The sequence below is a fragment of the Streptomyces sp. NPDC049837 genome, assembly GCF_040674455.1.
Classification (GTDB): domain Bacteria; phylum Actinomycetota; class Actinomycetes; order Streptomycetales; family Streptomycetaceae; genus Streptomyces.
Window position 1 is genome coordinate 135,039 of record NZ_JBFAMP010000007.1, and the last position, 15,218, is coordinate 150,256.

A 15,218-nucleotide genomic window follows, 5' to 3' on the forward strand; every position below is an offset into this window, starting at 1 on the left:
GCCACTCGCACCGGCGTTTGATAGACATCCAGTTATGCCTCTCATCCCCGAGGAGCCTCAGATTCACGAGAGTGCCCAGGGTCCCCGCGCCACTCCGGCCGCCGGCCGCCCCGCGCCGACCCCCCGACCCGTACCCGGTCCGCGTTCCGCGGCCTCGCCGCGTCCCGGCCGCCCGGGCCCCGGCCCGGCCCGGCCGACCCCTCCGGCGACGCCCCGCCAGCACAGCGGTGCGGCGCAGTCGCCGACGTCCCGGCCGGAGAATCGTTCCGTGCAGCGGTCCCCGTCGCGGACCCAACCGCAGATCCAGTTGATCCCCGCTCCCACGGACGGCGCCCTCGACGCCGCCGAAGACGCGGTCGACCTGCTGCTCGAAACCGGCCGCGCGCCGGGCGACATCCTCGTCCTGACCACCGGTGACCAGCACCCGTGGGCGACCCACGAGCTGTCCTTCGGCGACGCCGCCTACTGGGCCCAGCACGACGCCCGCGACGACGTGTTCTTCGCGGACGCGGCCGCCGTGGAGCGCGCCTCGGCCCGCCCCGTGGTGGTCGTCGCGGTCAACGGCGGTGGCGACGACGCGGCCGCCCGCGCCCTCCCGGCGGCGATGTCCCGGGCGAGCGCCCTGCTGATCGTGTGCGGCGACCCGCAGCGGATCAACTCCGTGCTCGGCGCGGGCGTCTGATCCGCCCCGCCCCCGGCGCCGCCTGGGCGCCGGGGCGCCGTGCCGGGCCTGGACGGCGGGCTGGGCGTGCGCGTGACGGCTGGGCATGGCGGTGTGCCGTGCGCCGGGACGTACCGCGCCGGTGCCGGGCCACGACCGCGGCGTGACCCCGCGGCCGCGGTGCCCGGCAGCCGCCGTGGCCCGCCCTGGCACCGGATCATGTCTCGGCCGTCGGTCTCGACAGCGGCCGTCAACAGGGACGTCGTCGGTGTCGCCGGTGCAGCGACGGCCGGCGCCCGCGTCAGCGGGCCGCCGTACGGCGCAGTGGCTCCGCCGCGCCGCTCGCGGTGCGCGGGGCCGGCAGGGGCTCGTCGGCCGAGGCGTCCGCCAGATCGCCGGGCGTCGAGCCCGAGTGCGGGCGACGGCCGCCGCGGCCCTCGCCCAGTACCTGCCAGCCGCTGCGGGTCAGCGTGATGTAGGCGCCGCAGCGCAGTCCGTGCAGCGTGCAGGCGTCCCGCAGGCCCCACATCCAGGCGCCGTCCTCCTCCGTCCACCGCTCGTCGCCGTCACGGCAGTAGAGCAGGACGGCGGTGCGTACCGGAGTCCGGCGCCGCAGGTCGTGCGGTATGACCCTGCGGAGGTGCGCGAGCAGGGCGTTGCGGAACTCCCAGCCGTCGGTGGGCACGGCGCGGCGCGCGAACGAGGCGCTGGCGGTCAGCCGCTCCTCGTGGTCGAGGACGGCGACGACAGCGGTGGCGGGCGTCGGCCGGTGGCGGGCGTGCAGGCCGCTGACGACCTCGCGCGGATTGCGCAGCAGCGGGATGCCGGCCGCAGCCCACTCGGCGGGTTCGAGCATCCGGGCCAGGCGGCTGGCGGAGTCGGCGGGCGTGCTGATCGAGGTGGCTGCGGACGAAGCGAATCCGAAGGTCACGGTCCTCCCTTCGCATACGCGCCCACAGAGCGGGCAGGGTCGAGTGAGGGACGCACCGGCACAGCCCTTCTGGACCGCGAACGGGCCGTGCGGGGAGCGGATTCCAATTCTTGCTGGCGGAACGGGCAAGCGGCAACGAGCAATTGGGGCTGCTGCCTGGAATGGGCTGGAATGGCACTCATATCCTTCCCAGTCGATTCCGGGATGACGCGTGGCGTCAGCCCTGAACGGCGAGGACCAGCGGAAACACCCCCTCTGCTCCGGCCCGGCGCAGCAGCCGTGCCGCCACCGCGAGTGTCCAGCCGCTGTCCGACAGGTCGTCAACCAGCAGCACCGGCCCACCGGCCGCGGCCAACTCCTCGGCCAGCGCGGGCGGAACGGTCAGCGCCCGGTGCAGCCCCAGCACCCGCTGGGCGCTGTTGGTCCGGGAGATCCGGGCGTCCGCCGCCTCCGGTACGTACTCGACGGAGCCGAGCAGCGGCATCCTGCCCACCTCGGCGATACGCCGGCCCAGCGAGCCCACCAGCAGCGGCCTGGTGCGCGAGGCGACCGTGACGACCCCGACCGGCCGGGGCGGGGCGTCCGCCGCCCCTGACGCCCAACCGCCCGGCCCCTTCGCCCAGTCGGCCAGCACGTGGACCACGGCGCTCACCACATCGTCCGGTACGGGCCCGTCGGCCGCCGAGGGCGCCAGCATCGGGCGGAGCCGGTTGCCCCAGCCGATGTCGGAGAGCCGTCCGAGCGCCCGCCCGGGGAAGGACTGCTCGCCGGCGGGGATACGGCCCTTGAGGTCGACCCCGGCCGCCGGCAGCCCGGTCGGCCACATCTTGCGCGGCTCGACCTCCACACCGGGGCGGCCCAGTTCGCCGCGCGCCGCGTCCAGCGCCGCCGCCGACACCTTGGTGTCGAACCGGGGCCCCGCGCAGTTGTCGCAGCGCCCGCACGGAGCGGCCTCCTCGTCGTCGAGCTGCCGCCGCAGGAACTCCATCCGGCAGCCGGTCGCCGACGCGTAGTCACGCATCGCCCGCTGCTCGGCCTCCCGCTGCCGCGCCACCCACGCGTACCGCTCGGAGTCGTACGACCAGGGCTGACCCGTGGCGGTCCAGCCGCCCTTCACCCGGCGTACCGCGCCGTCGACGTCCAGCACCTTGAGCATCGTCTCCAGGCGGGTGCGGCGCAGCTCGACCAGCGGCTCCAGGGCCGGCAGCGACAGCGGCCGGTCAGCGTGCGCCAGCACGTCGAGGGTCCGGCGCACCTGCTCCTCCGGCGGGAAGGCGACCGAGGCGAAGTACTGCCAGATCGCCTCGTCCTCCTTGCCGGGCAGCAGCAGCACCTCCGCGTGATCCACACCGCGCCCGGCCCGGCCCACCTGCTGGTAGTACGCGATGGGGGAGGACGGCGAACCGAGGTGCACGACGAAACCCAGGTCCGGCTTGTCGAACCCCATGCCGAGGGCCGACGTGGCCACCAGCGCCTTGACCCGGTTGGCCAGCAGGTCCTCCTCCGCCTGCTGCCGGTCCGCGTTCTCCGTGCGGCCCGTGTACGAGGCCACGGTGTGGCCGCACTGGCGGAGGTGGGCGGTCACCTCCTCGGCGGCCGCGACCGTGAGCGTGTAGATGATCCCCGAGCCGGGCAGCTCCCCGAGGTGGTCGGCCAGCCAGGCCAGGCGGTGTGCCGCGTCCGGCAACTGGAGCACCCCCAGGCTCAGGCTCTCCCGGTCCAGCGGGCCGCGCAGGACGAGCGCGTCGGTGCCCGCCCCGGTGCCGAGCTGCTCGGCGACGTCCGCCGTCACCCGCGCGTTGGCCGTCGCGGTCGTGGCCAGGACGGGAACGCCGGGCGGCAGCTCGGCGAGCATGGTGCGCAGCCGCCGGTAGTCGGGCCGGAAGTCGTGTCCCCAGTCGGAGATGCAGTGCGCCTCGTCGACCACCAGCAGCCCGGTGGCGGCGGCGAGCCGTGGCAGGACCTGATCCCGGAAGTCGGGGTTGTTGAGCCGTTCGGGACTGACGAGCAGCACGTCCACCGTGCCCGCGGACACCTCCTGCTGGATCGTCTCCCATTCCTCGGTGTTGGAGGAATTGATCGTCCGGGCGTGGATACCGGCCCGGGCCGCCGCCTCCACCTGATTGCGCATGAGTGCCAGCAACGGCGAGACGATCACGGTCGGGCCGCTTCCCCGCTCCCGCAGCAGTGAGGTCGCGACGAAGTACACGGCCGACTTGCCCCAGCCGGTGCGCTGCACGACGAGCGCCCGCCGCTTGTCGGCGACCAGCGCCTCGATCGCACGCCACTGGTCCTCCCGCAGCCGTGCGGCACCGCTGCCGTCCCCGACGAGCCGGGCGAGCACGGCATCGGCGGCTGCGCGAAGAGTGCTGGGTCCTGCGTTGCTCGTGTGCTCCATGCCCCCATGCAACAGCACGGGTCTGACAACTGGCGAACCAGCGGCCGAGCGGCGGCACGACGCGTCGCGCCGCGCGCGTATACCAGCCCGGCACCCGGTCGCGCGAGCGGACCGCCGGGCCTGTGGACAGCGACGTTCCTCGGTGACCCACGGTTATCCACAGGGGTCGACGGCCGACGTCGTTCGCGGGACCGTCGTGGCCATGAACAAGCATCACGACACCACCGGACCCACCGACGACCAGCAGCAGATCACCCTGCGCGGCCCGGCCGAACTGGCCGACGCGCTGCCGTACATGATGGGCTATCACCCCACCGACTCGATCGTGATGGTCGCGCTCCACGGCGACCGGGGCCGGTTCGGCGGCCGCCTCAGGCTCGGCATCCCGCGCTCGCCGCGGGAGTGGCCTCCTGTCGCCGAGCAGCTCGCCGAATGTCTCATCGAGGGATGCGAGCGGCGCGGCTCCCGGCCCGACGGCATCGTGGTGTTCCTGTGCCAGGACCCGGCCGAGGGCGAGACCGGCCGCCGCGTCATGGAGCGCCTCCGTCCGCTCGCCCAGCGCCTGCGCACCGCCTGCGGCACCCTCGACGTTCCGGTGTACGAAGCGCTCTGCATCTCCGACGGCCGCTTCTGGTCCTACTGCTGCCCCGACACCCGCTGCTGCCCGCCCGAGGGCAACCCCCTCGCCCTGCCGGGTACGTCGGTGATGGCGGCCGCCGCCGCGTACGCCGGCATCCAGGTACGCGGTTCGCTGCGGGACATGGAGGGGCGGCTGCGGCCGTGGCGGTACGAGAAGGCGGCGGCCGCCGAGCAGCTTCAGGCGCTCGACGCCACCGGCGCCGCGCTGGTGCCCAGAATCCTGGACCAGGACGGTCGTGACGCGGTGCGCGAGGAGACCGTCCGGCTGGCGGAACAGCTCGCGAAGCGCCTCGCGGACGGCCCGCGGATCATGGAGCCGGCGGCGGCCGACGCCCAGGACGACGCGCTGATCGGTCATGAAGAGGCGGCCGCGGTCATTCTCGGGCTTCAGGACCGGGAGACCAGGGACAGGGTGGCGGAGTGGATGGAGGGGGAGGAGGCGGCCCCGGCCCTGCGGCTCTGGCGGGCACTGTCCCGCCGCTGTGTGGGGGCCTACGTGGAGCACTCCGCCGCGCCGCTGACCCTCGCCGGCTGGGTCGCCTGGTCGACCGGTGACGAGCCCGCCGCCCGGGTGGCGCTGGGGCTCGCTCTGGAGGTCGACCCCGAGTACGTCTTCGCCAGACTCCTGCACCAGGCCTGCAACGAGGGCCTCGACCCCGAGTCGCTGCGCCGGTGCCTCCGCCAGGAGCGCGACGCGCGTGCCGCGGCCGAGGCACGGGCCGGTTCCGGTGCCCCGGCAGCACCCGGTGGGCGGTCCGGGTCCGGTGCACGGGCCGGGTCCGGTGCGGGTTCCCGGTCCCGTGCACGGGCGGCATCAGGCGCGCGCACGGCCGGCCGTCGTACGAGGCCCCGGCCGGTGCGGCTGCCGGCCGCCGGGAAGGGCGGCTCCGGCCCGCGTCCCGGGGCGGACGGCCCGCACGGGGCCGTGGCCCGTGCCCGTGGCCGGGTGGCCCGTCGCAGCGGAGGGCGCGGGAGCAGGAGCGGGCGATGACGGCCGTGACCGCGACCGGGGTGGCGCCGTTCCCCTCTGTGGCGGAGTCGCCCGACCCGTTCCGTCGTACCTCCAGCGACTGTCCGGAGCGCACAGAAGGCTCGGCACACCACCCATGGACCTCACTGTTCCGTCCCGGCACCCCAGCCCGCCGTTCCGCCAATCGTCCGCCGCCGGACTCGCACTCCCGGGTCCGGGGCGGCCGCCCGGTGAGCTGCCGCCCGTGCACGATGCCCTCATCTGCGTCGCCCTGCCCTCCTTCGCCGTCTCGGCGCAGCACGGGCAGCTCACCGGCCAGGGCCTCGAAGGCGTCTACCACTCGGGCCGCCGGGTCCTCTCCCGCTGCCACCTCCGCGTGGCCGGCCGGGAGCCGGTCACGGTGCAGGGCCGGATGCTCTCCGCCGACCGGGCCCGGTTCGTCGCGGTGGTGCGCACCGCCGCGGACCCCGGACCCGATCCCGGCATCGTGGTGGAACGGTCCAGGGACGCGGACGGCACCGAGCGGATCACCTTCCGCAGCTCGGTGGGCCGGGCTCTCCGGCTCCCCGTCGAGATCGCCCTGGGCACCGACCTCGCGGACCTCGGTGCCGTCGCGTCCGGCCGGCCCTGTCCCGAACCGCGCCCGACCGTCCACGGCTCGGGGCTGCGCTGGTCGGCGCCCGACGGCGGCTGTGCGACCGTCACCGTCAACCCGCCTCCCAAGGACACCCTCGCCTCCGCCGGCCTGCTGCGCTGGGAGCTGGAGCTCCGGCCCGGCGCTGCCCGCACCATCACCATCGACGTGCGCTCGGGCTCCGCGCGCACCGCGCGGCCGGCGGGCGGCCGGACGGGACGCCACGGTCTTCCCGACGCCCGCGCCGAGGGCGACGATCCGCGCGTGGAGAAGCTCCTCCGGGCGGGCCTTGGCGATCTGCGGGCCCTCCTGGTCCGCGATCCGGCCCACCCGGCCGACCTCCACCCCGCCGCGGGCGTGCCCTGGCGCTGCGGCCCCGCCCCGGCGGAGGCGCTGTGGGCCGCCCGCATGGCCCTGCCGCTCGGCACCCAGCTCGCCGCCACCACGCTGCGCACCCTCGCCCGCGCCCAGCTCACCGGCCCCGGCCCCGGTGCCGGACGCATCCCCGGGCCGCTCCGCGACAGCGGCCCGCACCTGCCGCCGAGCTGCACCGGCACCGAGGCGACCCTCGCCTTCCCGGTCGTCCTGGCCGAGGCCCGGCGCTGGGGCCTGCCCGAGCAGGACCTGGCACAACTGCTCCCGGCCGCCGAGCGGTGCCTGCACTGGCTGCGCGCCGCCGCCGGCGAGAGCGGCCTGCTGTGCGAGCCGGGGCCCGTCGGGCTCCAGCGTGCCGAGACGCAGGCCCACGCCCACCGGGCCGCCCTCCTCGGGGCCGACCTCCTGGAGGCCTGCGGCCGTCCCGGCGCGGACGAGTGGCGCGACTGGGCCCACGCCCTGCGCCACCGGTTCCGGGAGGAGTTCTGGCTCGACGACCGCACGGGCGGGCGCCCCGCCGCCGCGCGCACACCCGGGGGCCGGCCGCTGCCGCACCTGGGCGGCGGCGCCGCGCACCTCCTGGACACCGGACTCCTCGCTGGCGGCGGGTTCGCCGAGGGCCTGCTCGACAAGGTACAGACCGAGCAGTTGGCCCGGCTGCTCGGGAGCCCGGCCATGGACACCGGCTGGGGCCTGCGCGGCCTCGGGGCCAAGGAGCCCGGGCACAACCCCTTCGGCCACCGCTCCGGCGCGGTCCGGGTCCATGAGACGGCCGTCGCCGTCACCGGCCTGGCCGCGGCGGGGTACGACAAGGAGGCGACCTCCCTGCTGCGCGGCCTGCTCGACGCGGCCGAGGCCTTCGCGTACCGGCTGCCCGAGATGTACGCGGGCGACCAGCGCGCGACCGACAGCCACCCCGTGCCGCACCCCGCCGCGTGCCGCCCGGCCGCCATCGCCTCGGCCGCCGGCGTCCACCTGCTCACCACCGTGGCCGGGATCCGCCCCGACGTACCGGCGGGCACGGTCTCCCTGCACCCCATGCGCGGTGCCCCTCTGGGCGCGCTCCGGCTGTCCGGGCTGTGCGTCGCGGGTGAGCCGTTCGCGGTACGGGTCAGCAGGCTGGGGCTGGGCATGGTCGAGGAGGCCGCCCCCGGACTTCAGCTCGGGGTGTGACCCGGTGCGCGTCCGATCGGATCACGAAGGCGCGCAGGCCGTCATCGGGGAGGAACAGGCCGTCATGGGGGAGGAAGAAGTGACTGCCGGGAACGCCGGGGGACGTGTTTATCGTCAGGAAGACGACTATGATCGCCACATGTCGCCCTACGACCCGTCGGCCTTTCCGCCCTTCGCCGTGACTGTCGACCTGGTGGTGCTCACGGTTCGCCGCCATGCGCTGTGCGCACTGGTCGTACGGCGCGGAGAGCCGCCGTTCCAGGGACGCTGGGCCCTGCCGGGCGGGTTCGTGCGGCCCGACGAGGACCTGGGCGCCGCCGCGGCACGCGAGCTGGGCGAGGAGACGGGCCTGTGCGCGCACGACCCGGGCACCCCGCTCCCCGAAGCCGGCAATGGCGCCCACCTCGAACAGCTCGCCACGTACGGAGATCCCAAGCGGGACCCCCGTATGCGCGTCGTCAGCGTCGCCTACCTGGTGCTCGCGCCCGACCTGCCCGCACCCCGGGCGGGCGGCGACGCCAACAGCGCCCGCTGGGCGCCCGTGGACGAGCTGCTCGACCAGGAGGGCGGTTTCGGCCGGGAGGGCGAGCAGCCGGCGCCGCTCGCCTTCGACCACGCGCGGATCCTGGCCGACGGAGTGGAGCGCGCCCGCTCCAAGATCGAGTACTCGTCGCTGGCGACGGCCTTCTGCCCGCCCGAGTTCACGGTCGGCGAGCTGCGCCGGGTCTACGAGGCGGTGTGGGGAGTCGCCCTCGACCCGCGCAACTTCCACCGCAAAGTGACCGGTACGCCGGGATTCCTGGTGCCGTCCGGCGGCACGACGACCCGTCAGGGAGGCCGTCCCGCCCAGCTCTTCAGGGCCGGAGGCGCGACCCTGCTCAACCCCCCGATGCTGCGCCCCGAGGTCTGACACCACGGGCACCACCCTCAACCCTGCGCAAAAAGTCCGAAATATCGCGTTATCTTGCTGCGGTACCCGCCCTGCCGCCGAGCGGTGTCCTCTACCGCGGGAGAAGCGATGCTCCAGGCAATCGGACTGACCAGCACCCCCCGCCGAGACCGTCCGCCCGCCGTGGACGATCTGACCTTCGAGGCCCGGCCCGGCAGTGTCACCGCACTGCTCGGCGCCACCGGCTCGGGCAAGACCACCGCCCTGCGCATGATGCTCGAGCTCGAAGCGGGCCGAGGGGTGACCTACTTCCGTGGCCGCCCACTGCACCGCATCGCCCACCCCGCCCGCGAGGTCGGCGTACTCCTCGGCGACGTACCCGGCCACCCCGCGCGGACCTGCCGCGGCCAACTGCGGATGCTCTGCGCGGCCGCCGGGGCGCCCGCCTCACGTGCCGACGACATGCTCGACATCGTCGGCCTCGCCGGTCTGCGCGACCAGCGGCTCGGCGCCCTCTCCCTCGGCATGGAACGCCGACTCGCCCTCGCCGCCGCACTGTTGGGCGACCCGCACACCCTCCTGCTCGACGAACCGGCCACCGGGCTGTCACCCCGCGAGAACAGTTGGCTGTTCGGCCTGCTGCGTGCCCACGCCGCCCACGGCGGCACCGTGCTCTACACCACCGCCGACCCCAAGGAAGCCGCCCGCACGGCGGACCACGTCGTCACCATCGACCAAGGGCGGCTGGTCGCCGACCAGGACGCGGCCGCCTTCGCCCGCACCCGGCTGCGCCCCCGCGTCGCCGTCCGCACACCACACGCCGCCCGCCTCGCCGCCGTCGTCAGCCGCGAGGCGCGCGCCGCTCAGCGCTCCGTCGAAGTGGTCACCGAGGAAGGCAACCGGCTGTGCGTGTACGGCAGTGACTGCGCCGAGATCGGCGAGACCGCCTTCCGCCACGGTGTCCTCCTCCACCAACTCGCCGACGAAACCGGCGACACGGGCCCCGCCCCGGCCCCCACCCCCGCCCCGTCCCCGTCCCCGGCGACCGAGGCCGCCACCGCCGCCCCCGCCCCCGTAACCCCCGAACCCACCGCAACCTCCACCCCCACCCCCGCCGACGCGGCCGGCGAACCGGCACCCCGCCCCGGGCCGAACGCCGGCGCCCTGCCGCCCCCGCTCGCGCCCAAGCCCGTACGCAGCCCGCTCCGGCCGTTCCGGTACGAGCTGCGCCGCCTCCTCGGGGTTCCCGTCACGCCCATGACCGCCGTCGCCGTCCTCGTCGCGTCCGCCGTCCTCGCGGTGTTCCTCGCCCGCTCCGGCGGCACCCCTCTGCCCACCGCCCTGGCCGCCTGGCCGGGGCTCCTCCCGCTGCCGCCCGCCGCCCTGGGCGCCGGTCTGCTGGGCGCGCTGTCCTTCGGTGACGAGTACCGCCACCCCGTCCTCTCCTCCGGGCGTGGCACCGTCCCGCGCCGCCTCGGGCTGCTCCTCGCCAAGCTCACCGTCACCGCGGCCACCGCCCTGCTGCTCGCCCTCCTCGTCGCCCTCGCCGACCTCGGGGCGCTGCGCCTGGTGTACGGCGGCGACGTGATCCCCGTACCGGAAAACTGGCCGGCGCTCTGTGCCAGTTGGGCCGGCCTCTCGGTGGGCTGCGCCTGGGCCGGGCTGCTCGCGGCCGGGCTCTTCCGGGCGACCGCCGCGGGGATCGCCGCCGTGCTCGCCGTGCCGGTCGTCATCGCCCCGCTCGTACAGCTCGTACAGAAGGCGTTGGTGGGCCCGTCCGTGCGTTCGATCGTGGGTCTCCCGGCCAGGCTGCGCGAACTGGCCTGGACGCAGTGGCCGTACGAGATCGACCGCTGGCTCCTGGCGGCGGCGCGGCTGGTGGCCCAACCGGTGGGCGCGGCACTGGTGTTGTCGCTCACGGCTCTCGCGTGCGCTTATCTGTTCACCGGGCTGCGCCGGAGAGCTCGTTGGTGACCGAGCGGTGACCAAAGCGCTCCAAACGGTCACAACTCCCTTGGAAATTGCCCGGTTCCTTCCGATAAGGCGTCAATTGAAGAGCGAGCGCCGATCACCCTTTCGTGTGCTTTTCACCAAAGACCTCAAGGGTCGTGGAGGCCGCGCCGACAAAGGATGCGTGAGTACCCTTGCGCACACCATGATGACCGCCGCCCGCCCCGTGGAGACCGGCCTCACGGCCCCGGGCGGACTGGACCGCTACCCCTACACGGAGGCCCCCGTCGCCGACCGCGTCGGGCCTCCCGCCTGGGAGGGCGCCGACACGGAGCTGGGCCGGGTGGGCCGGCGGACGGCCGGCAGCCGCGGCCGTGGCCTGCACGGCCAACTCGTCCAGCAGCTCGGCCAGATGATCGTCTCCGGCGACCTGGGCGCCGACCGGCCGCTCGTACCCGAGGAGATCGGCCAGCGCTTCGAGGTCTCCCGCACCGTCGTGCGCGAGTCGCTGCGCGTCCTCGAGGCCAAGGGGCTGGTCAGCGCCCGCCCCAACGTCGGCACCCGCGTCCGCCCGGTGAGCGACTGGAACCTCCTCGATCCGGACATCATCGAGTGGCGCGCCTTCGGCCCCCAGCGCGAGGATCAGCGCCGGGAACTCAGCGAGCTGCGGTGGACGATCGAGCCCCTCGCGGCCCGCCTCGCCGCCGGTCACGGCCGCGAGGACGTCCAGCAGCGGCTCGGCGACATGGTCGAGATCATGGGCCACGCCTTCGCCCAGGGTGACGCGATCACCTTCTCCCGCGCCGACGCGGAGTTCCACAGCCTGCTGATCCAGCTCGCCGGCAACCGGATGCTGGAGCACCTCTCCGGCATCGTCTCCGCCGCCCTCCAGGTCTCCGGCGCCCCCGCCATCAGTTGTGACCGCCCCAGCGAGCCCTGCCTCGCCCACCACGCGCGCATCGTCGAGGCCCTGGCCACCGGTGACGGCCCGGCCGCCGAGGCCGCCATGCGCCAACTGCTGACGGTGCACCCGGAGGTGGAGCGGGTCGTCCCCGCCCCCCGCGAGCACTGAGCCGCCCGAGCGGTGAGCCGCTCCAGCGCTGAGCCGCTCGAACGCTGAGGCTCCAGCACTGAGCAGGCCCACGGCGGCAGGCCGTCCGGCGCCGTGTGTCACACGGTGTGTCCGCCTTCGCGTACGCGGCGTGTGTCGCCGGGCCCCAGGGACCACCCGAGGGGCCCGGCGCGCCCGAACCGAGGCTCGGCCGAGCCCGTACACCTGGCCCGTACACCTGAGGGAAGAGAGGGATTCGGCGGCACGATAGGGGGTGACCTCCGGGTCTGGGGGTATTTGGATGCATACGGGGTGTGACTCGGGCCACGCGGATTGGGCGTAACGCTCCTCGATGCCCTGCGATGACCTAAGAGGTGACAGCCGAGGAGGGAATACAGCCGCCGTTCATGGCGCTGTGCACCTCCGAGGTTCAGCCCGCGTCGTCGGCACATCCCCAGCCGACGGTCGTCGGCTCCGGCCCGATCATGGGCGGGGCCGGAAGCCGTTTCCATCGTTCCGAGAGGTTGTTCGTGTCGGCCAGCACATCCCGTACGCTCCCGCCGGAGATCGCCGAGTCCGAGTCTGTGATGGCGCTCATCGAGCGGGGAAAGGCTGATGGGCAGATCGCCGGCGATGACGTGCGTCGGGCCTTCGAGGCTGACCAGATTCCGCCAACCCAGTGGAAGAATGTTCTGCGCAGCCTCAATCAGATCCTCGAGGAAGAGGGTGTGACGCTGATGGTCAGTGCAGCGGAGTCGCCGAAGCGCACCCGCAAGAGCGTCGCAGCGAAGAGCCCGGCAAAGCGCACCGCCACCAAGACCGTCACCGCCAAGACGACCGTGACGAAGTCCGTCGCGGCCGCCGCGGCTCCGGCGGCCCAGAGCGCGGACGCGCCGGCCGACGAGGCCGGTACCCCTGCCAAGAAGGCGGCAGCCAAGAAGACCGCCGCCAAGAAGACGGCGGTGAAGAAGACCGCCGCCAAGAAGACCGCCGCCAAGAAGACCACGGCAAAGAAGGACGCCGACGAGGTCCTCGAGGGCGAGGAGCTGCTCGAGGACGTCGCGCCCGGCAAGGGCGAGGACGAGGAGGCCGAGGGCGAGAACAAGGGCTTCGTGCTCTCGGACGAGGACGAGGACGACGCGCCCGCGCAGCAGGTCGCCGTCGCCGGTGCCACGGCCGACCCGGTCAAGGACTACCTGAAGCAGATCGGCAAGGTCCCCCTCCTCAACGCCGAGCAGGAGGTCGAGCTCGCCAAGCGCATCGAGGCCGGTCTGTTCGCCGAGGACAAGCTGGCGAACTCCGACAAGCTGGCCCCGAAGCTCAAGCGCGAGCTGGAGATCATCGCCGAGGACGGCCGCCGCGCCAAGAACCACCTGCTGGAGGCCAACCTCCGCCTCGTGGTCTCCCTGGCCAAGCGCTACACCGGCCGCGGCATGCTCTTCCTGGACCTGATCCAGGAGGGCAACCTGGGTCTGATCCGCGCGGTCGAGAAGTTCGACTACACCAAGGGCTACAAGTTCTCCACGTACGCCACCTGGTGGATCCGTCAGGCGATCACCCGCGCCATGGCCGACCAGGCCCGCACCATCCGTATCCCGGTGCACATGGTCGAGGTCATCAACAAGCTCGCGCGCGTGCAGCGCCAGATGCTCCAGGACCTGGGCCGCGAGCCCACCCCGGAGGAGCTGGCCAAGGAGCTCGACATGACCCCCGAGAAGGTCATCGAGGTCCAGAAGTACGGCCGTGAGCCCATCTCGCTGCACACCCCGCTGGGCGAGGACGGCGACAGCGAGTTCGGTGACCTCATCGAGGACTCCGAGGCCGTCGTCCCGGCCGACGCGGTCAGCTTCACGCTCCTCCAGGAGCAGCTCCACTCGGTGCTCGACACGCTCTCCGAGCGTGAGGCCGGCGTGGTCTCCATGCGCTTCGGCCTGACCGACGGCCAGCCGAAGACGCTCGACGAGATCGGCAAGGTCTACGGCGTGACCCGTGAGCGGATCCGTCAGATCGAGTCCAAGACCATGTCGAAGCTGCGTCACCCGTCGCGCTCGCAGGTGCTGCGGGACTACCTCGACTGAGGTCAGGCGGTCGTACGACGTGGAGGGCCCGGTTCCCCGAGGGGAGCCGGGCCCTCTGGCGTGTCCGCGCCGCTGGGGTGCGGGCCGCGCCACGCTGGCCGACTCTGGGTGAAGCTGGTTCACCGGAGAGTCAGGAGACCGCATGCGTCGTCCCATCAGCCGGAAGCGGACCGCGGCCGTGGCCGCCATCGTGGCCACGGCGGTCCTGCCACTCAGTACGCCCGCGCCCGCGACCGCCGACAGCGTCGTCGTCGGAGGACAGCCGGTACGCGCCTCCGACAGTCCCTGGGCCGTGGCCCTCTCCAGCCGTGACCGGTTCGGGGGTACGCGCGCGGGGCAGTTCTGCGGCGGTGTGGTCGTCGCGCCCACCAAGGTGGTGACCGCCGCGCACTGCCTGGGGCCGACGGTGCTCGGTACGGAGGCGAGGGAACTGAGCGACCTCAAGGTCATCGCGGGCCGCACGGAGCTGCGGGAGGCCGGAGGGCGGGAGATTCCGGTGACCAAGGTGTGGACCAGCCCCGCGTACGACGCCGATACGCAGTCCGGCGACCTCGCCGTGCTCACGCTGGCGAGCGCGCTGCCGCGTACGTACGTCATCAAGGCCGCCCGGCGCGGCGACCCGGCCTACCGGCCGGGCACGACCGCCACGGTGTACGGCTGGGGCGATACGACCGGCGGCGGCTCCTACGCGTACACGCTGCGATCGGCGAACGTACGCGTGCTGCCGGACGACGTGTGCGCGCGGGCGTACCCGGCCCAGGGCGGCGGGGGGTACCTGCCTGCCACGATGCTGTGCGCGGGGGACCCCGAGGGGGGGCGGGACGCGTGCCAGGGCGACAGCGGGGGACCGCTGGTGGCGCGCGGGCGCCTCATCGGGCTGGTGTCCTGGGGCAGCGGCTGCGGCGAGCCGGGCAGCCCGGGGGTCTACACGCGCGTCTCGGCCGTCCTGCCGCCGCTGTGAGGGCAACCGCGCCGGGCGGCCTCAGCGGGGCGCTGTAGGGCGAGCCGGCACCGCGGCCGGGGCTGGGGCCGCGGCCCGGGACAAGGCATGAGAACGGGCGACCGCCCCCTCGGTGGGGGGCGGTCGCCCGTCGGCCGGTCCTGGACCGGTCCCTGGCTCGTCGTGGATGCGAGTGTCAGCGGTCCTCTTCGACTGCGTTCGGCACGGTGGTGAGCCGGTCCGTCTCATCCTGTATTTCCGCGGCGATCTTCTTGAGTTCCGGCTCGAACTTGCGCCCGTGGTGGGCACAGAAGAGCAGTTCACCACCGCTGGTCAGCACGACGCGCAGATATGCCTGGGCGCCACAGCGGTCGCAGCGGTCGGCGGCCGTCAGCGGGCTCGCGGGGGTCAGAACAGTAGTCACGTCGCCTCTTCTCTAGCTCGACGAGCTGTCGTACCAGGGTCAACATCCAACCAGGCCGAAAACGTTCCCGCTCGTGGCTTTTCCCTGAAAGTTTTTCCAAGGAGG

At 73.9% G+C, this 15,218-nt stretch carries 12 protein-coding genes; 8 read left to right on the forward strand and 4 right to left on the reverse strand.

Features of this window, described 5'->3' with window-relative positions; all coding sequences use genetic code 11:
* Positions 1-34: 34 nt before the first annotated feature.
* Entirely contained in the window at positions 35-682 is a 648-nt protein-coding gene (locus AB0J57_RS20735) for a hypothetical protein (protein WP_366129703.1), read from the forward strand.
* A gap of 280 nt (positions 683-962) precedes the next feature.
* Here the strand turns inward: AB0J57_RS20735 and AB0J57_RS20740 are convergent, their stop codons facing one another.
* Both AB0J57_RS20740 and AB0J57_RS20745 read right to left on the reverse strand, forming a co-directional pair.
* Entirely contained in the window at positions 963-1,592 is a 630-nt protein-coding gene (locus AB0J57_RS20740) for a hypothetical protein (RefSeq protein ID WP_366129704.1), read from the reverse strand.
* Positions 1,593-1,809: 217 nt separating this feature from the next.
* Entirely contained in the window at positions 1,810-3,990 is a 2,181-nt protein-coding gene (locus AB0J57_RS20745) for a RecQ family ATP-dependent DNA helicase (protein WP_366129705.1), read from the reverse strand.
* A 202-nt stretch (positions 3,991-4,192) separates the two neighbouring features.
* Here AB0J57_RS20745 and AB0J57_RS20750 point away from each other — a divergent pair, with 202 nt between their 5' ends.
* The 5 genes from AB0J57_RS20750 to AB0J57_RS20770 all read left to right on the forward strand — a co-directional run bounded on the left by AB0J57_RS20750 (position 4,193) and on the right by AB0J57_RS20770 (position 11,692).
* Positions 4,193-5,620 carry a DUF4192 domain-containing protein gene (locus tag AB0J57_RS20750; RefSeq protein ID WP_366129706.1) on the forward strand — a complete coding sequence of 476 codons (1,428 nt, stop codon included), beginning with the start codon at positions 4,193-4,195 and terminating at the stop codon, positions 5,618-5,620.
* Positions 5,621-5,735: 115 nt separating this feature from the next.
* Positions 5,736-7,781: a glycogen debranching N-terminal domain-containing protein gene (locus AB0J57_RS20755; protein ID WP_366129707.1), complete on the forward strand. Its 2,046-nt coding sequence runs from the start codon at positions 5,736-5,738 to the stop codon at positions 7,779-7,781.
* 139 nt (positions 7,782-7,920) lie between these two features.
* A complete protein-coding gene (locus AB0J57_RS20760) occupies positions 7,921-8,691 on the forward strand; it encodes an NUDIX domain-containing protein (protein ID WP_366129708.1) in 771 nt (256 codons plus the stop codon).
* A gap of 108 nt (positions 8,692-8,799) precedes the next feature.
* The gene (locus tag AB0J57_RS20765; RefSeq protein WP_366129709.1) at positions 8,800-10,644 is read left to right on the forward strand and encodes an ATP-binding cassette domain-containing protein; all 1,845 of its coding nucleotides are present in this window, start codon (positions 8,800-8,802) and stop codon (positions 10,642-10,644) included.
* A gap of 160 nt (positions 10,645-10,804) precedes the next feature.
* Positions 10,805-11,692: a FadR/GntR family transcriptional regulator gene (locus AB0J57_RS20770; protein WP_366129710.1), complete on the forward strand. Its 888-nt coding sequence runs from the start codon at positions 10,805-10,807 to the stop codon at positions 11,690-11,692.
* 409 nt (positions 11,693-12,101) lie between these two features.
* On the opposite strand, the gene AB0J57_RS20775 is transcribed toward AB0J57_RS20770, so the two are convergent.
* Complete coding sequence (locus AB0J57_RS20775; RefSeq protein ID WP_179166852.1) at positions 12,102-12,269, reverse strand: hypothetical protein; 168 nt, start codon at positions 12,267-12,269, stop codon at positions 12,102-12,104.
* Here AB0J57_RS20775 and AB0J57_RS20780 point away from each other — a divergent pair.
* Positions 12,202-13,749: an RNA polymerase sigma factor gene (locus tag AB0J57_RS20780; RefSeq protein WP_366129711.1), complete on the forward strand. Its 1,548-nt coding sequence runs from the start codon at positions 12,202-12,204 to the stop codon at positions 13,747-13,749. The genes AB0J57_RS20775 and AB0J57_RS20780 overlap by 68 nt on opposite strands.
* A 142-nt stretch (positions 13,750-13,891) precedes the next feature.
* On the forward strand, positions 13,892-14,710 hold the full coding sequence (locus AB0J57_RS20785; RefSeq protein WP_366129712.1) for a serine protease: 819 nt from the start codon (positions 13,892-13,894) through the stop codon (positions 14,708-14,710).
* A gap of 175 nt (positions 14,711-14,885) precedes the next feature.
* On the opposite strand, the gene AB0J57_RS20790 is transcribed toward AB0J57_RS20785, so the two are convergent.
* On the reverse strand, positions 14,886-15,113 hold the full coding sequence (locus tag AB0J57_RS20790; protein ID WP_073755413.1) for a hypothetical protein: 228 nt from the start codon (positions 15,111-15,113) through the stop codon (positions 14,886-14,888).
* Between the last annotated feature and the right edge of the window lie 105 nt (positions 15,114-15,218).